Below are 22,577 nucleotides of genomic sequence, written 5' to 3' on the forward strand. Positions count from 1 at the left end.
CTAAGCTTTACCCGGATCACAATTTTTGTGATTGCCCCAAGCTGTCGCACGGACAGCATTCGTTATAAGTTAAAGTATTAGTAATCCACGGCTATTTTTCGCTTCCACGCAGTTAAGGGATGAAAAATTTTGTTCAACACGTCTTCGACCAGTTATCGTCAGTCCCGCCTGCTTAAAGCTCGTCTTTATGCGGGACTGCTGTTTATTGTTCTCGCCTTAAGTTCTGTGGCGCTGGCGTATCAGCTCGTCGCGCGCCAGATCGCTCTGCAGGCGCAAGGTGAAGCCACCAATGTGTTGGATCAACTGGACAATCTCTTCGCGCAACTCGACAAAGCGACCCAACATCTGGTGCCGAGTCTGAGTGATTCCTGTCAGTCACTCAAACCGCAATTAATGGAAGAAATTCTTAAGGTTCCAGGTGGATTGACCGCCACCAAACCACTACGTCTCGGCTTTTGCAACTCGTTGCGTGGGTATATGGATCAGTCGCCAGTGGCGGTAAGCGGCCCCTCCATTAGCCTGGATACCGGCATCATTGAGCCCGTTTCGGTCTATTACCGTGACAAGTCGCTGGTGTACGAGCTGTCGATGAACTACTTTCTCTATCAGTTGAAAATCAATCCCGATTTCATCAAGCCGACCCTGATCCTGGCCGACAAAGAGCTCACCACTGGCTATCCGGCCTCACGCCTCATCAAGGGCGAGTTGTTTCCATCCTCCAAATACGACTACACCATGCGCGTTCAATTCGATCAGAAGATGTATTTTTGGGAACTTGCGCAGCGCGTGGCGTATTACCTGGTGATCCCGTTTGCCCTGTATTTGTTTGCCAGCTATCAGTTTTATCGCTTTCTTTGTCAACCAGAGCGCCTCGCCAGTGAACTGGCACGCGGTTTGGCGCACCATCAATTCAAACCTTATATTCAGCCGATCTTTGACTGTGGCGGCAGTCTGGTCGGCGGCGAAATTCTGGTGCGCTGGCATCACCCGAAACTGGGTATCATCGGGCCGTATGAATTCATTTCGATTCTGGAACGGGGTGGCCTATCGCACAAACTGACCGAATCCCTGATGGAGCAAGCTGCCGAACAGTTGGCCCCGATAGCCAACGCGTTGCCGGACGGTTTCCATCTGTCATTTAACATCAGCGCCGAACAACTGACCGACCGTAAGATTGTTCACTGCTGCCAGCGCTTTCGCCAGATGATCAACGCGCCTCACGTCCAGCTGATTCTGGAACTGACCGAACGCGAACAGGCGGTGGAAGCCGTCGAACTGATGGATACCTATCAGGCGCTCAAAGAGGAAAATGTGCTGATCTCGGTCGACGATTTCGGCACCGGCCACTCGAGCCTGATCTACTTCCAGATGTTTAAAGCCGATTACCTGAAAATTGATAAGAGTTTCGTCGATTTGATTGGTGAGAATGCGCTGTCGAATCACATCGTCAATAACGTGCTCGATTTGGCTCGCCGCCTGAATATTCCAACCGTCGCGGAAGGCGTTGAACGCCCGGAGCAGTTGCAATACCTGACGGTGCATGGCGTGGACTTCTTTCAGGGTTATTTGTTCAGTAAGCCGATCACCATGGATGACTTCGTCGAGGATTACTGCCAGCCGGACTCTTTTGCCTCTGCCAGACGTTTTCCGGATTAAACCAAGAAAAAAGGCGCCTCGGCGCCTTTTAGGTTATTCGGTTGGTGCTCCACACTAAGCCAGACGGAACTGCCCGACCAGTTTATCGAGTTGGGAAGAGAGTTTTTGCAGGCTGGCACTCGACTGATTAAGCTGCGCCGCGATATCCGTGGTTTGCATTGTCAGTTGGTTGATGTCTTCAACGTTACGGTTGATGTCTTCCACCACACTCGCCTGCTCCTCTGTGGCGGTTGCCACCTGAATGTTCTGATCACTGATTTGGTCAATGTGGCCGTTGATCTGCTCCAGAGAGTCGTTGGCCTTGTTGGCGTAATCGACCACCTGAACACTTTTCTCGCGACCTTTTTCCATCACGGCCACCGCACGTTTGGATTCGGCCTGAAGTTTATCAATCACTTCCTGAATCTCATCGGTCGATGCCGCCGAACGGCTTGCCAGAGTACGCACCTCATCGGCCACCACCGCAAAACCTCGGCCCTGCTCGCCAGCACGCGCCGCTTCAATCGCAGCGTTAAGCGCCAGCAAGTTGGTTTGGTCGGAGATACTGCGAATCGTATCCAGTGTAGAGCTGATGGCATTAATTTGTCCGGCCAGCGCCTCCACAACACCGGTCGCCTGCTGCAACTCGCTCGACAGTTCCGTGATACGCATCTGAGCCTGATTCACCACTTCACGGCCATCCGCTGAACGATGCGTTGCTTCGCGGGCTACGTCAGCGGCCTGCGCGGCATTTGAGGCAATTTCATTCACCGTCGCTCCCAACTCATGAATGGCCGTCGCAACCTGAACGGTGCGATCGCGCTGGGCAACGCAGTTGTTTTGGGTGTGGTGAGCCTGATCAGCCACGTTATGCGACATCGTTGCCAAATCGCGGGCACTTTTCGCGACCTGATCAATCGAGGCATGCACCTTTTCAATGAACTGGTTGAAACTGTGGCCGATGTCGGTCAGTTCATCCTGACCTTCCAGCTTAATGCGCGTGTTGAGCGACATATTTTTCGCTGCATCACCGATGGTTTCGCGCAGGAACGACACACGATTACGCAGATTGGCGATGATGAACCAGGAGGTCAGAATCGAAATGACAATGGATGCCACGATGATCAGCATACTGTCGCGACGTCCGGCCTGATAACTGATCGCGCTGTTTGCGTTGCGACGCTCCGCCTGCGCGAGCAGCGCATCGAGAATATCGTTAGCGCCTTTGCGCATCACACCATAGGTTTTGGCGTACTGGTCGCGATAGATGCGCTGGGCGCTGGCCATATCGCCGCGGTCAAACGCATCCAACATAGGGTTAAGGTCGGTTTTGACCATGGTTTCAAACTGATCAAGCAGCTTTTGCGCCTGCTGTTTCATCTCCGGATTCAGCTGAGCATCCACCGCCTGTTTCATGGTTTGGCGCATCTCAGGGATATCTTCATTACGCGCTTCCTGGACACGTGTTTTGACGCCTTTCTCGTCGCGCAGCGGAGTTTCCTGAAGCAGCATCATGTCGATCCCCACTCGCATACGCGGAATACGCGAAGCCGCTTCTGCCATCGCACGCAGCGGTGATGCGGTGTTGAGGTAGAGTTTCTCCGCCTGAAACTGCATAGTCGACATCGTATTGAGGCTGGTAAGCCCGGTAATCACCAGCGCCAGGCAGGGGATTGCAACCGCGATGATCAAGCGGGTTTTCAAAGTCAGATTGTTGATGAACATGTTACGTTCCTTTTAGACAGCCATTGGTTCACTCACCCGTTAAATCAGGATATTGCTGTTATTGTTGTTGGTGACGTCATTGTGCAGCAGCTGGCAAGCCAGATCCCGTAAACTCAATGACGTTAATTCATTCTGAGACCACCGTTCCAACAAAGCAGAAACGGCGTGCTACAGGACAAACCACGACGGCAGAAATGCCAAAGATTTGTCCGCTAACTTATCAAGAATAGACGCGAGTGAGCTGAACGTCGCCCGAAGCTTGTGGGGATCAGGGGCCAAAGTTAAAAAAAAGCGCCTCCACCGGCGCTTTGAGATGAGAGTGACACTCAGGAGCGGCGCCCCTCGCCTTTTTGCGGCAGCGAATCTTCGATCGTGTACCAATTGGCTTTGTAGTGAGTATAAATATGGGTGTCTGGCGAGACAGGAATAGGTTGATCAAACAGGCCCAGCGCGACTTCCATCTGCTCCGGGGCACCCCCCTTGCTGCGAAAACCAATACTCGACCCGCATTCCGAGCAGAAAGTACGCACGGTACCATTGGCGGCAGTAAATTCTTTAAGCAGCGAGTGACCACTCAGCCACTGTAGGTCTTGCGTCGCCGCCAGAGTACCAAATGCCGCGCCGTGAAATTTGCGGCACATGGTGCAGTGGCAATGCGCCACCAGCGGCTCAAAACCGGCAACGCTGAACGTCACTTGCTGACACAGGCAACTGGCATGATAACGAGAGGTCATTGTGCACCTCCCGTGGATTGGCCAGCCTGTTGCTGAGTGCCCCGTTTGGGTTTACGCGGCATGAAAAAGCCACATGCAGCCCGCTTTGCCTGCGTCGGCTGATCCCAGGCGCCACAAATATCTGCTTGCCCGCCCTCTGTGCGGGTAAACTGGCGGCACTGTCCACAATAGTCACTCATCGTTACTCTTCCTTAAGTTAAGGCAAGCTGCACCGCCTGCTCGGCATGAATTTTCGTCGTATCGTACAACGGCACGTCGGTATCGTGCTGCTGAATCAGCAACGCAATTTCCGTACACCCCAGAATCACCGCCTGAGCGCCACGTCGGTGGAGATCTTCCACAATCTCAACATACTGCGCACGGGACTCCGGTCGAATTGTGCCCAGACACAACTCTTCATATATCACACGGTGCACCTGCTGCCGTTGTTCTGCATCAGGGATCAACACATCAATACCAAACTGCTGTTGCAGCCGTCCTTTGTAAAACTCCTGCTCCATCGTAAAGCGGGTGCCGAGCAGTCCGACGCGCTCAATACCATCTTGTTGCAGCTGTTTCGCCGTCGCATCCGCAATGTGCAGAATCGGAATCGAAATCTGCGCCTCAATCTCTGGCGCGACTTTGTGCATGGTGTTAGTACAAATCAGCAGAAAATCTGCGCCACCCGCTTCGACAGACTTCGCCGCCTGAGCAAGCAGCTGCGCGGTTTCATCCCATTTCCCTTCATGTTGCAGTTTTTCAATCGGCTCAAAGTTGACGCTGTACAGGCAGATTTGCGCCGAATTCAGCCCGCCTAACGCCGCTTTAACGCCTTCATTGATCGCCTTGTAGTAGCTGAGCGTCGATTCCCAGCTCATGCCACCAATCATTCCGATGGTTTTCATTGCGTTTCCTTTCATCACCAAACTGCGTTCTCCATCCTAACAAACCAAGCCGAGATGTAATCGGCTTGGCTCACACTTTCCTTTCAATAACGGAGAGAACCTGACTCTTGAGGGCAGTGTCTTTTTGCCTGATTTGCGTTAAGGTGTGTGACCTAATCTCCCATCGAAAACCTCCAACAAGGGAACAGCATGAAACAGTCGATCATTCACATCAGTATCGTCGTGCACGATTATGATGAAGCGCTGGATTTCTACATCAATAAACTCAAATTTGAACTGGTTGAAGACACGTATCAACCTGAGCAGGATAAACGTTGGGTGGTGGTCTCTCCGCCGGGTTCACAGGGCGTTACTCTGCTGCTGGCCAAGGCATCCAAACCGGAGCAAAAGCCTTTTATCGGCAACCAGACTGGCGGTCGCGTATTTCTGTTTTTGAATACCGATGATTTCTGGCGCGACTACCATCGTATGGTCGAAGATGGGATTCACTTTGTCCGCCCGCCCGCCGAAGCCGATTACGGAACCGTCGCGGTGTTTGAAGATCTGTATGGCAACCTGTGGGATCTGCTGCAAATGAACGACAGCCATCCGATGGCAAAGCGTTCGCACTAAATCTGCATGCCAAAACGTCAACGTCTGTAATAATGCAGCGTTGGCGCATTCCACATCCCGATGTTGACATTGCGGTTACAAAACCGCGGCATTTCGCACTACAATCTCAGCAATTTCACGCTTTAGACGAGTCTGCAATGCGCCCATTTTCGCTGGCAATCTGTTTTGTTCTGCTGCTCCCTTGCGCCACACAGGCTCAGAGTGTGCAAGAACAATGGCAACAGTTTTATCAGCAAAGCTGGCAATCCCAACCCTTGAGCGTCACTCAGTCACAACTGAGTGATTCACCGCTCGAAGTACTGTTGGAGAGTGCCCGTTACCCCGATTTTCGCCGCTTCAGTTGGCAGGATATTGAGCAGTTGTATCAGGTGGCGAAAACTTGTCAGCGCCCGGCTAAACCGCCCGCTCGCCTCGCGACAGCGGTGGAGTTTGAACTGGCACTGTGCAACAACCAACCGCTGAGTCATCACTGGTTCGCCAGCCACGAACCGCTCCACCCGGCCGGAGGCAGTTACGCCGATCGCTATCTGGCACACTACCCGACCTTGGTACCCGGTTCCGCACTGGCACGTTATCTGACGATTGGTCATAAGCAGCACCCTTTGCATGCTCCGCTCGCGAGCCTGTCTTCTCAGGGGCGGGATAGTCTGCTCAATGGTTATCGCGCCTGGCTGGAGGGCAACACGCTCTGGCTCAGTGGTGAGCAGGGTTGGAAAACGATCGACGCCGCGCACTGGCAGCCCCTTGCAAAGCAGTTGAAGCTGGATCTGCACGCGCAAAACTGCACGTTTCGTTACAGCAACCTGTGTATGGCGTCCATTGAGGCGAGCGCCCGATGGCTTACTCTGTTGGTCAGTGCGCTCATCGCAGCCGTCACGTTTCTGCTCGTCAAATCACTCTATACACGTCGTCAGCACAGCCGCGAAAAACGCTTTGTGCTGCAACTGCTCACGCACGAATTACGCACGCCGATCACCAGCTTGGGGCTGACTGTCGAGCTGTTCCGCGAGCAGTTTGATCAATTGTCGCCAAACACTCAGGATACCGTGTGGCGGCTGATGTCCGATCATCAGCGTCTCACCCAACTGACAGAAAACAGCAAAGTCTACCTGAGTGCCCGCCGCTCAGAGCCACTGCTTAAACAGACGGCGTCGCTGGATGACTGGCTGAGCCACATCGCGGAGAAACACGGATTGAGTTATCAACTGAATGACGATCGTGAGCTGGCGCTGCCTTTTTACTGGCTGACTATCTGTCTCGACAACCTGATCAACAACGCTCGTCAACATGGCAAAGGGCCGATATCACTTAAGGCCGAAGTGGCGGAGACGCTCAGGATTGAAGTTCGCGATGGCGGTGAGTTTCCTTCGTCGCTCACGCGCTGGCTGCGCCGCTTTCAGCCGCAATCGGACACCAACAACATGGGCATCGGGCTGAGCATCGTGGCTCATCTGATGTCGATGATGGGTGGCAGACTGCGCCTTCTTCGCCATCCCACCCGCTGTATTCTGGAGCTGCCGTTATGAACACCCTACTGTTGATTGAAGATGATACGCTGCTTGGTCAGGGACTGGTGACGCTGTTCGAGTCACAAGGGTATCAGTGCTTGTGGGTTCAGGAAGCCCGTCAGGTAGAGACTTTGTGGTACAAGGCCGATTTAGTGATCCTTGATCGCCAACTGAATGACGGGGATTCACTCCGGCATCTGCCGCAATGGCTACAGCGCAAAGCACTGCCGGTTATCATGCTGACTGCCAAAGTGGAAACCGAGGAGAAAGTGGCCGGATTAATGGCTGGGGCCAAAGATTATGTGACCAAGCCGTTTGCACATGAAGAGTTAGTGGCGAGGGTGTTCAGTCAGCTCAGACCGCTCGGCACCAGTTCCCTGCAATATGGCGAGATCCACATTGAACTCGCCAAACGAGAGGTGATGACAAACGGGCAAGCCGTTGTGCTCAAGCCAAAAGAATTTCAGCTTCTGGTGTTGCTGGCGCAGAATCCGGGCCGGGTTTTTCATCGCGACGAACTGCTCAACAAAGTGTGGGGCTATGAAGCTTTTCCCAGCACCCGCACGATTGACAACCACATTCTGCGTTTAAGGCAGAAACTGCCGCAACTCAATATCGAAACTTATCGCGGTGTTGGCTACCGACTCAATGAGGCACCGGAATGAATTACCTGCGTTTGCTATTTCCCGTCGCATTGGGGCTATCGTGCCATGTTGAGGCGGGCTGGTTTCCAGACTCACCATTGCAAAAAACCTATTTGGCACTGGCTGAACACCAGCCCAATCTGGCGTGGCAAGAGTTGCAGATTGCACTCGGTGAACAGCAGCTCGATCCCCGGTACTGGTATGCGGCGAAACAAGCCATCTTAACGCAGACTCGTTGTGGTAAAGCGTTGCGCGCAGAGCCAGTACACGTCGCATCTGGCGTCAGCGTCAGTTTCATTCGTCGCTCAGGTGTAGCCTCTCAGGGGTATCAGATCAAACTGAGCGCCGATTCGGTCCCCTCTTCCGTGCCCGTTGAACTTGTGGCCCCTTCGGGAGAGTCGTTGCTTGTAGGCCAACTGGCCCCGAGCGCCGACTATCAGGAAATCGAAACCAGCGAAATGCTCACTCCGCCACCGTTTGGGCTCTATCAGCTTAAACTCGGCACCAATCGCTACCCTTTGGTTGTCTCGGTCGATGATTCACAACCTTGGTTGAGTGTGAACGTGCAGACTCATACCCTGTCACTGAGTCTGCCTGAGACCGTTGCAGGATGCGCAGACCCCATAGCAAACTGGCTGTGGCTCGATGAGCACTATGACATGGTCAAGCTATCGACCGTCATCACCTCAACACAAACGTTACTGCCCGGCACTGGGCAAACTCCCTTTACGGCCAGGCACCTCAGCGCAGTAGCAACACAGTTCGAATATCAGCATGGCGTGAAGGTGGAGTATGTGCAGAGGATAGCCATCCCGTTACCGCAGGAGCCATAGCTGCACCAATAGAGACAATGCGGTGACAATCGTCAGCGTTACTCTGGCTGTAATAGTGACATTCATTGACACAGGAATTCACTATGACTCATCGATTGCTCTCTTGGGCTCCACTTTCACTGATGGCGCTGACCTTGTCCGTTCACGCCGTCCCTGTCACGCTCAATAGTGACCAGCAGCAGATTCAAATTTCACCCGACAACCTCGCGATCCTCTGGAACGGAATTCACGTCAACAGCGCGGCGCTAAGCGTTAACCAGCAGCCGCAGCAGGCTTCAAACATTGAGGCTACCAGCACTCGGTCAGCGCGTTGGCAGCTCCGGCCAAGCCAGATCAACGTCTCGGCCACACTCGATCGCGATGGACTAGAACTGAGTTTCGCTCCCGCGGCTCAGCCGCGGATCACGCGTAATCATCCCGTCACCTTGCGCTGGTTTGATCTGCCGCAGCGCGACACCGATGCCCTGTTACTGCCATTTAGCGAAGGGATGCGCATTCCGACAGACAACCGCACCTGGAGCGACTTTCTGATCGACAACTATTCCGGAGCCAACACGACTCAGGATCTCAAAATGCCGTTCTGGACTGCGCAGCAGGGAGCGAATTTTGTTTCGGTGCAGTTGCTTAGCGCCACTAACAATACGCTGACCTTCTCCCAAGCAGATGAACGTCTCGACATGCAGGCTGACCATCAGTTCACCGCTCTGAATCAGCATGATCCGTTTCAGGTTCGCTTGTCGCTCGGCAAACATGCGCTTGATGGTGCGAAAGCCTATCGCCAGTGGCGCAAACAGCATCAGCAATCGACACCATTGCAACAACAAGTGGCGCGCAACCCCGCCATTTCCCGCTTGATTGGTGCCAGTCAGGTATATCTGTTCGGGCAAGGTTTGCTGAGCACACAAGATGTACGCGACTGGTGGGGGCTGAACGACTGGTATCTCAATGCCTCTACGTTATCTGTCGATCCTGCCAGCCGTAAAGAACTGCAAGCTCTGAAAGCAAGGCGAGACGGATTCAGCCGCTACCATCAACAATTGCTGGTCGATGCATTGAACAATTCGCTGGCAGCGCGATTCGCCGCTTCCCCGCCGACCTTGAGCAACAACGCAATTGCAGCACAGTTTGATGCGGCTCAAAAGCAAAAGCGTTGGCTCGCCTCCGCCGCGGCGCGCTACCTCTCAACGCCTGAGCGCTGGGGTCAAGCGTTAACATCAGAAATGGTCAACACCTTGCAATCTGCCGGGCTGACTCAGTTATGGCTCGGTTTTGACAACTGGATGCCGGCCTTCTATCAACCCGACGCTGTTGAGCAGGCTAAAAAGGCGGGCTATTTAGTGGCCACTTACGATTCGTACAACACCGCTATTCCCCTTGGCGTGAACGACAGTTGGCTCACCGCGCAGTTGCCCGGCGAAATGCGCGAGCAATGCGCCATCGAACGAGCCAGTGGCGAAAAGCAGCCAGGCTTTCGTGGCCAAGGTAACTACCTCAATCCAAACTGTCACTTAGCGTATGTGCAGCAGCGCGTGCTCGATATTATCCTCTACGGCCACTTCAACAGTCTGTTTCTCGATGTGGATGCCACCGCCATGGCCCGCGAGGATTATCGCGATGCAACCAGTGAAAACGCCATGCTTAGTGCGTTTAATCAGCGCATGCTGTGGATAAGCGAGCAGCAAGGCCTGGTTCTGGGGTCGGAAGATGGCAACAGCCTCACCACACAAGGCATCAGTTTTGCTCACGGCCTGGAAACCATCGGCTTTGGTTGGCAGGATAATGAGATGAAGCGCGATACCCGTTCACCCTATTTTCTCGGCCGTTGGTATCCGAATCACAAACCGGATTTCTTCTTTAAATCAGCAGCAGTTAAAGAGCCATACAAAACTCTGCTGTTTAGCCCGCAGTACCGGGTTCCGCTGTACCAAACCGTTTTTCACGACGAGGTGATCAACAGCCATCACTGGTACAGCGACAGCCTTAAATTCAGTAATGTGCAGGCAGAACGCGATTTAACCAGCATGCTCTACAACACGCCGCCGATGGTGCACCTGACCCGGGATGAAGCGTTGTCGCCATCAAGCCCGAGAATCAAGGCGCTAAAGCATTACCAGCAAGGATTTTCGCCTATCCACCAGCAGCTCTGGAACCAGGCATTGACGGACTTTCAATGGTTGGATGATGTCGGCCAGTTGCAACAAACAACCTTTAGCGACGGCTCCACCATCATTGCCAATTTTTCACCGCATTCGCGAAATCATCATGGCGTAACCATCAAGGCGCAATCGGTGCTGGCAACGCTGAGTGATGGTAAACAAATACACTGGACGGCGATGCCTAATCGCTAACGGCAAAACTGTTTGGCAGATTAAAAGGGCGGCGCTGAATTGGTGGCCGCTCTTAGCGTGCACTAGACTTAGGGGCGGTGATCTGCCTGTTTGTGACGGCCGAAGTCGTTTTATATCAGCCCCCAACAGCGGATTTTACAACACGTTTTATTGACCTTTTTTCCCTTGCCATTCCCAAAACAGCTTGTGGGCAAGGAAAAACCAGGAGCTTGATATGACCAAGTACAAAATCGGCTATTTCGTCGGGAGTTTGTCATCTACCTCCATCAACCGTAAGCTGGCTCATGCGCTGGCCAAACTCGCCCCACCGGAGTTAGAACTGGTGGAAATCCCCATCAAGGATCTACCGCTATACAGCCAAGATTACGACGCAGACTTTCCTGAGGTAGCAAAAGCGTTCAAACAGGCGATCGCCGATTGCGATGGCCTGCTGTTTGTTACGCCGGAGTTCAACCGCTCCATTCCCGGCGGACTGAAAAATGCCATTGACTGGGCAAGCCGTCCCTGGGGGCAGAACTCGTTTGCCAGCAAGCCTTCCGGCGTTATCGGCACTTCACCCGGTGCTATCGGTACAGCGGTTGCGCAGAGCCAGTTGCGCAGTGTGCTCTGTTTTTGTAATTCACCGCTGATGAATACCGTTGAAGCGTATCTGCAATATCACGATGGCATGATAGACGACGATAACAATGTCACCGCTGAGCGAACCAAAGCGTTTCTGGAAAACTACATGAAAGAGTTACACCAGTTTGTGATTCGCGTACTCACTGTGCTACCGCGGCAACGCTGATAACACAGGACGCAACGCAATAATCCAAGGCGCAGAATGCAGTAAATACCGGGCTTGCAAGCCGATTCGCATCAAGTTGAACGATCATGGGTGATGTTAATCACAAAAACTGTTACTATCGCGCAGCTTTGAAAGTTGGCCTTGGCCAACTTTTTACTTATTTACTGTACCCAATCGACTTCGAAGCCTGCTCCTCTGCCACTTCAGCGCTAAGGCACTGTCACTTCAAGTCAGAACGGGTAGACCAACAACTTGGAATGCCTTGTGTTAACGACTGCAAACATCACCATGCAATTTGGCGATAAGCCATTGTTTGAAAACATCTCGATTAAATTTGGTAATGGCAACCGTTACGGCCTGATTGGTGCCAACGGTTGTGGTAAATCCACATTTATGAAAATTCTCAGCGGCGAGCTGGAGCCATCGGCAGGTTCTGTTTCGACCGATCCAAACGAGCGTATGGCTAAACTGGGTCAGGATCAGTTCGCGTTTGAAGAGTTCACGGTGGTGGACACAGTTATCATGGGTCACAAAGAGTTGTGGAAGGTCAAAGAAGAACGTGACCGCATTTACGCTCTGCCAGAAATGACCGACGAAGACGGCATGCGTGTTGGCGATCTGGAAACTGAATTCGCAGAAATGGACGGCTACTCCGCCGAAGCGCGCGCGGGTGAACTGCTGCTGGGCTTGGGTATTCCTGAAGCACAACATTTCAGCCTGATGAGCGAGCTCGCACCGGGTCTGAAACTGCGTGTGTTGCTGGCGCAGGTGCTGTTCGCAGAACCAGAAATCATGCTGCTCGACGAGCCCACCAACAACCTGGACATGCACACTATCGCATGGCTGGAGCAAACGTTGCTGGCGCGTAACTGCACCATGATCATCATCTCGCACGACCGTCACTTCCTGAACACCGTATGTACGCACATGGCGGATCTGGATTACGGTGAACTGCGTCTGTTCCACGGTAACTACGACGAATACATGATCGCGGCTGAACAAGCGCGTGACCGTCTGCATGCCGACAACGCGAAGAAGAAAGCTCAAATTGCTGAGCTGCAAACCTTCGTAAGCCGCTTCTCTGCGAACGCATCAAAAGCGAAACAGGCGACTTCTCGTCAGAAACAGCTGGATAAAATCCAACTGGAAGAAGTGAAACCGTCAAGCCGTCAGTCACCATTCATCCGTTTCGATCAGAAGAAAGAACTGTTCCGTAACGCGCTGGAAGTGGAAGGTTTAAAACAGGGTTACGGCGAGAACATTCTGATCAACAACGTCAACCTGATGGTTGAAGTGGGTGAACGCATCGCGATCATCGGTGAGAACGGTATCGGTAAATCCACCACGCTGAACACTCTGGCGGGTGTGATGGAACCGATGGCGGGCATGATCAAATGGTCTGAAAACAACAACATCGGTTTCTACGCTCAGGACCACGCACATGATTTCGCGGAAGACATGTCGTTGCTGGACTGGATGAGCCAGTGGAAAAACGAAGGCGAAGACGAGCAAACCGTACGCGGTATTCTGGGTCGTATGCTGTTCTCACAAAACGACATCAAGAAATCGGTCAAAGTGATTTCTGGTGGTGAGCAAGGTCGTATGCTGTTTGGTAAGCTGATCATGCAAAAACCAAACATCCTGCTGATGGACGAACCAACCAACCACATGGACATGGAATCGATCGAAGCATTGAACCTGGCTCTGGAAAACTACAAAGGCACGCTGCTGTTTGTTTCTCATGACCGTCAGTTCGTATCATCGATTGCGACTCGCATCATCGAAATCACCAAAGATGGCGTGAACGACTTCCACGGTACGTACGATGAGTACCTGGCGAAACAAGGCCTGATTGGCTAATTCGCCACCCGGTTTTAAGCCAAAACGCTTGCTAAAAAGCCATCGCATTTGCGGTGGCTTTTTTATTGGCGCCATCCCCTTACCAAGCAACTTCATCGTCCTATCACCCACAATGTAAAGTTTTTGGTTATCCGTCACAGAAATTGAGCGACTCTGCCGAGAACGTGATACACTCCACCGCTATTTTGTTTGGCTGCTTTTTTCACCTAGTATTACTGCAGGTATTAAGGCCACACAGAGACCTTAATCCGTGATATTAAGGCGCAATCTAAGCCGAACAAAGCGGAGCGGAAAACGGAGGTTGGACGCTCGTAATACGCGTAAATAACGCCAGCGGGAAGCGATGAGCGTGAGGCGAACCTGAGTGATGAAGATCAGGAAGACTCTAGCGCGCAAGAATGTCGGGCGTTGAGTGGAAGACCGCACAACAGAGGCCAGGCTTTTGCCCTGTGACCACATAATAATGGTCAGAACGCCACTCAGCCCCTTTAGTAAAGTGAGCAAGTTTTTAAACTTATGAATACACCAAAGATTAACGAATACAAGAAATACTGGGCCGAGTGTTTTGGCACTGCCCCATTCCTGCCGACATCGCGTAAAGAGATGCAGGCGCTGGGTTGGGACAGCTGTGACATCATCATCGTCACTGGCGATGCGTATGTCGATCATCCGAGCTTCGGTATGGCGATCATTGGCCGTTTGCTGGAATCGCAGGGTTTCCGCGTGGGCATCATTGCGCAGCCAGAATGGAGCAGCAAAGACGCCTTTACCACGCTGGGTAAACCAAACCTGTTCTTTGGCGTAACGGCCGGGAACATGGACTCGATGATCAACCGTTACACGGCGGACAAAAAGCTGCGTCACGATGATGCTTACACGCCAAACAACGAAGGCGGTAAACGTCCGGATCGTGCCACTCTGGTGTATTCACAACGTTGTCGCGAAGCGTACAAAGATGTGCCGATTGTGCTGGGTGGTATTGAAGCCAGCCTGCGACGCGTCGCGCATTACGACTACTGGTCAGATAAAGTTCGTCGCTCGGTCCTGTTTGATGCCAAAGCGGATATCCTGCTGTTTGGTAACGCAGAGCGTGCACTGGTCGAAGTCGCGCATCGCCTAGCCAATGGCGAAAACATCAGCGACATGACTAACGTGCGCGGCACCGCAGTCAACCTGCCTGCCGCTCCGGAAGGCTACACCATTATCGACTCTTCGCGTATTGATAAACCAAGCACGCCGTTCGTACCAACCAACCCGTACGAAGTGGAAACGCAGTGCGAAACCGGCAAAAAAGAAGAAGCCGAAGCCAAACCGATCACCATTCGCCCTTCTCGCCACGATGCCAAGACGACCGCCGTGCGTCTGCCTTCTTACGAGAAGCTGCAAAACGACCGCATTCTTTACGCACACGCCAGCCGCGTGCTGCACCTGGAAACCAACCCATATTCTGGCCGCGCGCTGCTACAGAGCCATGGCAACCGTGAACTGTGGGTAAACCAGGCACCGATCCCACTCTCGACAGAAGAGATGGATTTCGTGTTCGACTTACCATACGCGCGTGTTCCGCACCCAATGTATGGCAAAGCGAAAATTCCGGCTTACGACATGATCAAGACATCGGTCAACATCATGCGCGGCTGCTTTGGTGGCTGTTCTTTCTGTTCGATCACCGAACACGAAGGCCGCATCATTCAGAACCGTTCGAAAGAGTCGATCATTAATGAACTGAAAGAGATTCGTGACAAGGTTCCGGGCTTTACCGGCACCATTTCGGATTTGGGCGGCCCTACGGCCAACATGTACCGCCTTGGCTGTTCGGATCCAAAAGCGGAAGCCAACTGTCGCCGTCCGTCGTGTGTGTTCCCGGGTATCTGTCACAAACTCAATACCGATCATAAGCACACCATCGACCTGTATCGCGAAGCGCGTAAAGTCGACGGCATTAAGAAGATCATGATTGCCTCAGGCGTGCGTTACGATCTGGCGATTGAGTCTCCGGAATACATCAAAGAACTGGTCACGCACCACGTAGGTGGCTATCTGAAGATTGCACCGGAACATACCGAGAAATCGCCGCTGGATCTGATGATGAAACCGGGCATGGGAACGTACGATCGCTTCAAAGAGCTGTTTGAAAAATACAGCGCAGAAGCGGGTAAGAAACAGTACCTGATCCCGTACTTCATCTCCGCGCACCCGGGCACAAAAGACGAAGACATGCTCAACCTGGCGCTGTGGCTGAAGAAGAACAACTACGAGTGTGACCAGGTACAAAACTTCTACCCTTCGCCAATGTGTAACGCGACGGCGATGTATCACTCAGAAGTGAACCCGCTGAAACGCGTTAAGTACAAAAAACGTGAAGACGTGGCGGTGCCAAAAGGTGAGCGTCAGCGTCGTCTGCACAAAGCACTGCTTCGCTACCACGATCCAGCCAACTGGCCACTGATCCGTGAAGCGCTGATCAACATGGGTAAAAAGCACCTGATCGGCGACAAACCAGGTTGTCTGGTTCCGTCGGAGGATGGTGAGAAACTGACACCGGCACAGCGTCGTAAATCAGGCCGTCACGGCTCTAACCGTTTTGCGACCAAGCATACGATGTCACAACCGGGCTTTGATGCACTGCGTGGCGACAAACCAGTCGGTCAGCGTCAGGGCAACAGCAAACCAGGCGGTCAGTCGAAGCCGGGAGCTAACGGCAGACCTGCGGGCAATCAGGCAAAGTCAGGCCAGAACGGTAAACCGAGTGGCAATGGCCGCCCCAATACCAGTGCGGGTCAGGGTCAAAACCGTTCCCGTCCGGCCGGAAAAGGTAAAGCGCAGGGTCGCAGCAGCCAACGAGCCTGATAACCATGTAGAAACCGCCAGCAATGGCGGTTTTTTTATCGCTGTGCTCAAGGCCCCTGAGCAACGGAAACAAAAAAGCCCAGTGTGACCACTGAGCTTTTTAAAATGTGCGTTCAAGCTTGCAAGCAAGCTCTGGCAATTACGCGTACTGAGCTTCGAACTCTTTCATGAAATCAACCAACGCCTGAACGCCTTCCAGCGGCATTGCGTTGTAGATAGAAGCACGCATACCACCCACGACGCGGTGACCTTTCAGAGAAGTCAGTCCACGCGCTTCAGCCAGTTCCAGGAAAGTACCATCCAGTTCTGGTTTTGCCAGCTGGAACGGAACGTTCATCAGTGAGCGGTTGTTAGAGTGAATTTCGTTACGGTAGAAGTCTGAAGAATCGATGTAACCGTACAGCAGTGCCGCTTTTTCACGGTTGATCTTTTCAATCGCTTTAACACCGCCCTGCTCTTTCAGCCATTTGAACACCAGGCCAGACAGATACCAAGCAAACGTTGGTGGCGTGTTGAACATCGAATCCTGTTCCGCCAGCAGTTTGTAGTTCAGAATGCTGGGTAGAACGTCATTGGCTAAGCCCAACAGATCATCACGCACGATCGCAATACAGATACCTGCAGGGCCGATGTTTTTCTGAGCACCCGCGTAAATCACGCCGTATCTCGATACGTCGATTTCGCGCGAAAGAATGGTAGAAGACATGTCAGCAACGATCGGTTTGTCAGTCACAGGCAGGTCGTTAATTTCGATACCGTCGATAGTTTCGTTTGGACAGAAGTGAACGTAAGCGGAGTCCGCGTCAATTTTCCATTCGCTGGCAGGCAGGACAGCCGTTTTGCCGTCTTTTTCGATTTTCGCGTCAAATACCGCCGGTTTGCAGTATTTTTTCGCTTCTTTCACGGCACTCGCCGCCCAGTAACCTGCGTCGATGTAGGTCGCCTGAGTTTTGTCACCCAGTAGGTTCAGTGGAACCGCCGCAAATTGTGCACGCGCACCGCCTTGGCAGAACAGCACTTTGTAGTTATCTGGAATGTTGAGAAGATCGCGTAAATCCTGTTCCGCTTCTTCAGCAACTTGAATGAAAGGTTTGCTACGGTGACTGATTTCCATCACTGAAACGCCCAGATCGTTCCAGTTAACAAATTCAGCCTGTGCTTTTTGCATCACTGCTTTTGGCAACGCTGCTGGACCAGCACTAAAGTTAAAAACAGTGTCCGTATTCGGCTCCATGTGTTCCTTGCTCCTGCTATCGAAAATTAGTGTGATTAATACCACTTTTTTATCAGGATAAAAAGCGAGAAAAGAGGTCTTAAGACCTCTTTTCTTTAATAACCGATTAAATCAGCAGATTAGTAACCTTGTTGCATCATTAACGGTACCAGCAATGCCACCAGCGGGACCTGTTGACCATTGGCAAAAACGAGATTTCCGTCTTTCACATCCGCTTTTAACTGGTAACCTTTTTCGTTCTGAGTCGCCATTTCCATCATGACCAGTTCGTCAACACCTTGTTGAACAAACGGATAGTCTGCCGCTAGCTGAGTTGAGACAAAAGTGTCCAGATTGCCAGTCAGCGCCGATAAAATCACGCTCGGGTCCTGCAGCACGTCTTTAGTGCCTTCTGGAATGGCAAACGACCAGTTAGAGTCGAATTCACCCTCACCCACTTTCAGCGCCATTTTGTTCATGCTGACTTTGAAACCTTTTGCGAACAGGGTGTCCACGTAAGGCAGCGCTTCAGAAATCGCCTGTTGGGACATATCAGGATTCTCCTGATAGATGTCGGAAAGTTTGGCAAACGACTGGCTGTCGACATCACCCAAAGTGAAATCGATTTGCACGTCGTTAACTTTGCCACTTTCATTCACCAACTCACCGATCTTAATAATATGTTGGCTGCTAAAACGCTGTTTCGACTCATCCAATGTTGAGGTGAATTCGTACGATGCCTGTTTCGCGCTGAATGGTGAGTCACCTGCCGTATCTTGAGTATTCAGTTGCTCCATGGTCATTTTTTGCTGACCAATCCAGAAACCGTTTTGTTGTATGCCCTGACCTTCGCCCACCAAATTGCTCATCTGCACTTTTTCACCCGTCGGGAAATCCATATCAATGGATGGAATCGACGCAGAGTAAGTCAGTTCGCCCAACGTCGTCGCCGTGCCCTTAAACACCATCGGTGTTACAGACAGCGTGAATGGATTCTCGCCATTATTGGCATAGTGCCAGGTTTCCGTTTGTGCTGTGTACTCCGTGTTGCCGTTTAAGCGGGTGGTACTGTTGATCACCATGGGGAAATCCGGGTAATCCGGGAACGTTGAGACCGCAGTCAGGCTCAGCAGACCATGATGCACTTCGCTGTTCATCACAACTTCGGTCGGCATACCTTCCGCTTCCATTTGGAGCTTAATGGCCGGATCTACGATGGAATAACGGGTTTGAACCGTTGAAGTCAGGTAGCCACGATCGTAACTCACCACTTCCGCTTTAACCTTATCGTTGTCGATGTGATTCACACCATCTGTGATCACGTTCTGACCGATTTGACCGACAGCCAAAGGCCAGCAAAGTGCCAATGATATTGCGCCACCAACTGCACCGATTCGTTTAATAGTTTTCATAATAAAAGGATTTCCTGATTGTTTGGCTCAGTCTACCGTAGTTATTTCAATGAGCTCAAGTGACACGAGTATAAATGCGTAATGTCAGGTATTAATGAGAAAAGGCTGAGTTAAATCAGAGTATTGATGCCTACTTAGTCAAAGTTTAGTGTCTTCAAACCTAGCTCCCAATTCCATCTGGCAAAGCTTGTTACAGTATCGATGCCGACCCGTAACCGACGAGACTGCCGTGAATCGATACGCTTTGCTCTGTTTAGACAACAATCCCATCAGCGTGGAACAATGGCGCCACGAACTGAGTGCGTTTGCCGCCAAGTTTGACCTGCATACTGCGGATTCTGTAGAAGATGCTCAGCAGGCTTTAGAATTTCTCGAAGAGCAAGGTCAGACCGTGGCTCTGGTCGTCGCCAGTCATCATGAAACGTTTAACGGCGCAGACTTCTTAATTCACCTCGATAAGCTGCCGCACACACGCAATGCGCGCAAAGTGCTGATCAGTTGCGGGCAGGATATTCAGGCGATTCTGAATGCCGTCAACGAAGGTCGTCTCGATTATTGTCTGACTAAACCTTTGCAAGACAACGTGCTGCGCAAAACCGTGCAACAGGAGCTGACTACTTACATTCTGGAACAGGATAAAGACAACATCCTGAGTTACAGTACCCTGCTCGATCAACAGCGTATTTTGCGTGCTCATATCGATAACAAGATGCGCTCTTTCCGCGAAGGCTTTATTACGGATTACCATCGTCTGTCCGACGCCGAACTGGCCGAACAAGTCATTGGCGCCTTGTACCAATTTTTTGAAAAAGAGGATGAGACCCGAGCGTGTCGTACCTATTCAGCGGAACATCTGCTGACTAAAGAAGGCGAAGAGAACCGCTTTTTATGGTTTATCACTGAAGGTGAAGTTGCGCTGTATAAAAAAGATGATCTCGGCCAACAACGTGAAGTGGTTCGGCATAAAAAAGGTAATATCGTCGGAGGCATGTCGTTTGTCACAGGTGAGCCTTCGTTCTCAACCGCCATTACTCTGACCAAGACCGAAGTGATTAAACTCGATCGTGATGTCTTTGCCAAGGTGATGCACTCCGACAGCAGTTTATTACCCTTGTTCACCAACTTGCTGTTACGTCACTTCAACCGTCGCCTACAACGCAGTATCAACACCAAACTCCAGTTGCAAAAAACGCTTGAATCGCTCGAACTGGCGCATCAACAGCTGATCGAACGTGAGAAGATGGCGATGCTTGGCCAGTTGGTCGCAGGCGTAGCTCATGAACTCAATAACCCGGTCGCTGCCATCCTACGCGGCACAGAAACCTTAAGTCGTAACATCGAATCGATTGTCGACGGCTGCAACGGGGACCATTCCCGGGACTCACAAGGCGCCGCGCTGCTGCGTAATGCTTTACAGGCAAAACCACTGTCGACGTCCGAAGAGCGCGCTCGCGCTAAACAATTGGAAGAGAAGACACACCACCGTTTATTGGCCAAAAAGCTGGTAAAACTTGGCCTCGAAAACGATCAGACGCTGATCGATCTTGCAAGAAGCCATCCCGATGACGCATTAGTACAGGTAGATAAGCTGGAATGTTACCATCTTGCCGGCAGCAATTTACGCTCCATCAACGTATGCGCGCAGCGCATTGCCGACATGGTGAAAAGCCTCAAAGGCTATGCCCGCCCGGATGACGAAACTTTTCATCAGGTCGATATTCATGAAGGGATTGAAGACACTCTGGTCATCTTCGAAAACCGGCTCAAGATGCACAGTGTTGAAAAAGAGTACGCCGATATTCCGCCGCTTCGCTGTCTGCCAATTGCGCTGCAACAGGTGTGGACCAATTTAATTTCTAACGCCATCGATGCGTTCCCTGAACGCGGCATACTTCACATTCGCACACGAATGGAGGAGAAAAATGATCAAACCTATGCTGTCATAAGCTTCACCGATAATGGCTGTGGCATACCGGATGAGCTCAAAAATCAGGTTTTTGCCCTCAACTACACCACCAAGCGGGAAGGCAACTTCGGACTGGGCATTGGTTTGTCAGTTTGCCAGCAGATAGTGCTGCAACATCAGGGGTGGATTGACGTCGACAGTGAGCTTGGCCATTACACCACCATGAGCGTTTGGTTACCGCTCTCACCTCGCTAAATCATGCGATAAGGAAAATGACATGAATAAGTACATGATTTTATGTGTCGATGATGAAAGAGAAGTGCTCGATAGCGTGGTTCAGGATCTCGATTGTTTTGAAGAACACTTCGTGATTGAGGCTGCGGAATCTGTAGCAGAAGCCAAAGAAGTCATTGAAGATTATCGCCAGCAGGACATTCCTCTGGCGCTGATTTTGTGTGACCACATCATGCCAGAACAAACGGGGATCAGTTTTCTGATTGAATTAAACGACGACGAAGATACCGCCAAAACACGCAAAATTCTGTTGACGGGTCAAGCCGGTCTGGAGGATACCGTCGAAGCCATCAATCATGCCAGCCTGCATTTTTACGTGGCTAAGCCGTGGCATGGCGACCAGTTGCGCCAAACGATCAAAGACCAGCTCACGCAGTACATTATCGACAACGAAGCGGAACTGATGCCGTGGATTCAGGTACTCGACGCCGAAAAGATCCTCAATGCGATTTCTGCCAAACGAATCAGTTTCGGTGAATAAGCAAACGCAGAGGAAATCACAAAGAGTTCATATATTTGGCATCTTAATTGCTTAATATTTACTTAGACGACAAAACAATGACATTTTTTGGTGGAGCCAGACTGCACCTATGAATTATGATGTCGACACTTTTGAAGCCTGGTTATCTTTCAAGGCTTTACGTCCTAGCGGATATTCCGCTTTCGACCATGGAATTAATCATAAAGATATAGGTTTATCGTGACTATGCGTAAAACAATCATTGCAACAGCACTTCTTCTTGCTTCAGCACAATCAATGGCTGAAGTTGACCGTAACAGCCCATCCGTGATGAGCAACTTCAGCTACGACTACATTGAAGCGCGCATCGGTGCAAGCCCTGTGACCTATGGTGCTGCAGTCAGTAAATCTATTCACCCTAACGCTCACGTGATTGCACGTGTTGACTCTGAGTTTGAGAGCGACTACGACGCGGCGGCGGGTTTTGGTTTCCACGCGCCGGTTAACAACTGGGCAGACTTTACAGGTGAAATGCTATTCCACCTGCAAGATAAGAAAAACAATGGCAGCGCAGATACTGGTATGGAACTGAATCTGGGTGTGCGTCAGTGGTTAGGTCCACAGCTGGAAGTTGGCGGTAAAGCAGGTTACGTTTCGATCGACAACGACGACAACTGGATCGGCTCAGTTTACGCACGTTTCCACTCAACTGAACTGTTCTCTTTGGGTGCTGAAGCCCGCATCAACGATACCTACGGCGACCAACTGATGTTTACTGCTCGTTTCAAATACTAAGCAGAGAAACGAACACAAAAAAACCGAGGTCATAGCCTCGGTTTTTTTATTGAGCTCTGTACTTCCTTGTCTCAGCG

18 protein-coding genes are annotated in these 22,577 nt (G+C 51.6%); 12 read left to right on the forward strand and 6 right to left on the reverse strand.

All coding sequences use genetic code 11. From position 1 onward, the window contains the following. Positions 1–129: 129 nt before the first annotated feature. Positions 130–1,656, forward strand: coding sequence for an EAL domain-containing protein (locus JIG40_RS14450; RefSeq protein WP_199465563.1), 1,527 nt, complete (start codon positions 130–132; stop codon positions 1,654–1,656). 54 nt (positions 1,657–1,710) lie between these two features. Here the strand turns inward: JIG40_RS14450 and JIG40_RS14455 are convergent, their stop codons facing one another. From JIG40_RS14455 to JIG40_RS14470, 4 genes are all read right to left on the reverse strand, one after another. Then, positions 1,711–3,360, reverse strand: coding sequence for a methyl-accepting chemotaxis protein (locus JIG40_RS14455; RefSeq protein ID WP_032082309.1), 1,650 nt, complete (start codon positions 3,358–3,360; stop codon positions 1,711–1,713). A gap of 326 nt (positions 3,361–3,686) precedes the next feature. After that, complete coding sequence (locus JIG40_RS14460; RefSeq protein ID WP_199465564.1) at positions 3,687–4,094, reverse strand: GFA family protein; 408 nt, start codon at positions 4,092–4,094, stop codon at positions 3,687–3,689. Further along, positions 4,091–4,273, reverse strand: coding sequence for a hypothetical protein (locus JIG40_RS14465; protein WP_024373567.1), 183 nt, complete (start codon positions 4,271–4,273; stop codon positions 4,091–4,093). The genes JIG40_RS14460 and JIG40_RS14465 overlap by 4 nt, the downstream gene beginning before the upstream one ends. Before the next feature lie 12 nt (positions 4,274–4,285). After that, on the reverse strand, positions 4,286–4,978 hold the full coding sequence (locus JIG40_RS14470) for an aspartate/glutamate racemase family protein (protein ID WP_020327699.1): 693 nt from the start codon (positions 4,976–4,978) through the stop codon (positions 4,286–4,288). A 189-nt stretch (positions 4,979–5,167) separates the two neighbouring features. Between JIG40_RS14470 and JIG40_RS14475 the strand changes: the two genes are divergently transcribed. The 8 genes from JIG40_RS14475 (at position 5,168) to JIG40_RS14510 (ending at position 16,420) form a co-directional block, all read left to right on the forward strand. Further along, the gene (locus tag JIG40_RS14475) at positions 5,168–5,590 is read left to right on the forward strand and encodes a VOC family protein (RefSeq protein ID WP_020327700.1); all 423 of its coding nucleotides are present in this window, start codon (positions 5,168–5,170) and stop codon (positions 5,588–5,590) included. Positions 5,591–5,727: 137 nt separating this feature from the next. Beyond that, on the forward strand, positions 5,728–7,116 hold the full coding sequence (locus tag JIG40_RS14480) for a DUF3404 domain-containing protein (protein ID WP_199465565.1): 1,389 nt from the start codon (positions 5,728–5,730) through the stop codon (positions 7,114–7,116). After that, positions 7,113–7,763, forward strand: a complete 651-nt coding sequence (locus tag JIG40_RS14485) for a response regulator transcription factor (protein WP_020327702.1) — start codon at positions 7,113–7,115, stop codon at positions 7,761–7,763. Before JIG40_RS14480 ends, JIG40_RS14485 begins: the two co-directional genes overlap by 4 nt. Continuing rightward, a complete protein-coding gene (locus JIG40_RS14490) occupies positions 7,760–8,575 on the forward strand; it encodes a DUF2861 family protein (protein ID WP_199465566.1) in 816 nt (271 codons plus the stop codon). The genes JIG40_RS14485 and JIG40_RS14490 overlap by 4 nt, the downstream gene beginning before the upstream one ends. A gap of 122 nt (positions 8,576–8,697) precedes the next feature. Beyond that, positions 8,698–10,923: a glycoside hydrolase gene (locus JIG40_RS14495; RefSeq protein ID WP_244662685.1), complete on the forward strand. Its 2,226-nt coding sequence runs from the start codon at positions 8,698–8,700 to the stop codon at positions 10,921–10,923. Positions 10,924–11,137: 214 nt separating this feature from the next. Further along, positions 11,138–11,710, forward strand: coding sequence for an NADPH-dependent FMN reductase (locus JIG40_RS14500; RefSeq protein ID WP_020327705.1), 573 nt, complete (start codon positions 11,138–11,140; stop codon positions 11,708–11,710). Between the two features lie 264 nt (positions 11,711–11,974). Further along, on the forward strand, positions 11,975–13,570 hold the full coding sequence (locus JIG40_RS14505) for an ABC-F family ATPase (protein ID WP_020431592.1): 1,596 nt from the start codon (positions 11,975–11,977) through the stop codon (positions 13,568–13,570). A 516-nt stretch (positions 13,571–14,086) separates the two neighbouring features. Further along, the gene (locus JIG40_RS14510; protein ID WP_199465568.1) at positions 14,087–16,420 is read left to right on the forward strand and encodes a YgiQ family radical SAM protein; all 2,334 of its coding nucleotides are present in this window, start codon (positions 14,087–14,089) and stop codon (positions 16,418–16,420) included. 139 nt (positions 16,421–16,559) lie between these two features. Here JIG40_RS14510 and serC read toward each other — a convergent pair whose 3' ends face one another. Together serC and JIG40_RS14520 are read right to left on the reverse strand one after the other, a co-directional pair. Next, on the reverse strand, positions 16,560–17,654 hold the full coding sequence (gene serC, locus JIG40_RS14515; protein WP_199465569.1) for a 3-phosphoserine/phosphohydroxythreonine transaminase: 1,095 nt from the start codon (positions 17,652–17,654) through the stop codon (positions 16,560–16,562). A 119-nt stretch (positions 17,655–17,773) separates the two neighbouring features. Next, on the reverse strand, positions 17,774–19,045 hold the full coding sequence (locus JIG40_RS14520; RefSeq protein ID WP_199465570.1) for a DUF945 family protein: 1,272 nt from the start codon (positions 19,043–19,045) through the stop codon (positions 17,774–17,776). 229 nt (positions 19,046–19,274) lie between these two features. Between JIG40_RS14520 and JIG40_RS14525 the strand changes: the two genes are divergently transcribed. The 3 genes from JIG40_RS14525 (at position 19,275) to JIG40_RS14535 (ending at position 22,500) form a co-directional block, all read left to right on the forward strand. Beyond that, a complete protein-coding gene (locus JIG40_RS14525) occupies positions 19,275–21,206 on the forward strand; it encodes an ATP-binding protein (protein WP_199465571.1) in 1,932 nt (643 codons plus the stop codon). 22 nt (positions 21,207–21,228) lie between these two features. Beyond that, positions 21,229–21,726: a response regulator gene (locus JIG40_RS14530; protein WP_020327711.1), complete on the forward strand. Its 498-nt coding sequence runs from the start codon at positions 21,229–21,231 to the stop codon at positions 21,724–21,726. Between the two features lie 225 nt (positions 21,727–21,951). Next, a complete protein-coding gene (locus JIG40_RS14535; protein ID WP_020327712.1) occupies positions 21,952–22,500 on the forward strand; it encodes a hypothetical protein in 549 nt (182 codons plus the stop codon). Positions 22,501–22,577 lie beyond the last annotated feature (77 nt).

The sequence above is a fragment of the Vibrio sp. bablab_jr001 genome (assembly GCF_016464285.1).
Classification (GTDB): Bacteria; Pseudomonadota; Gammaproteobacteria; order Enterobacterales; family Vibrionaceae; genus Vibrio; species Vibrio fluvialis.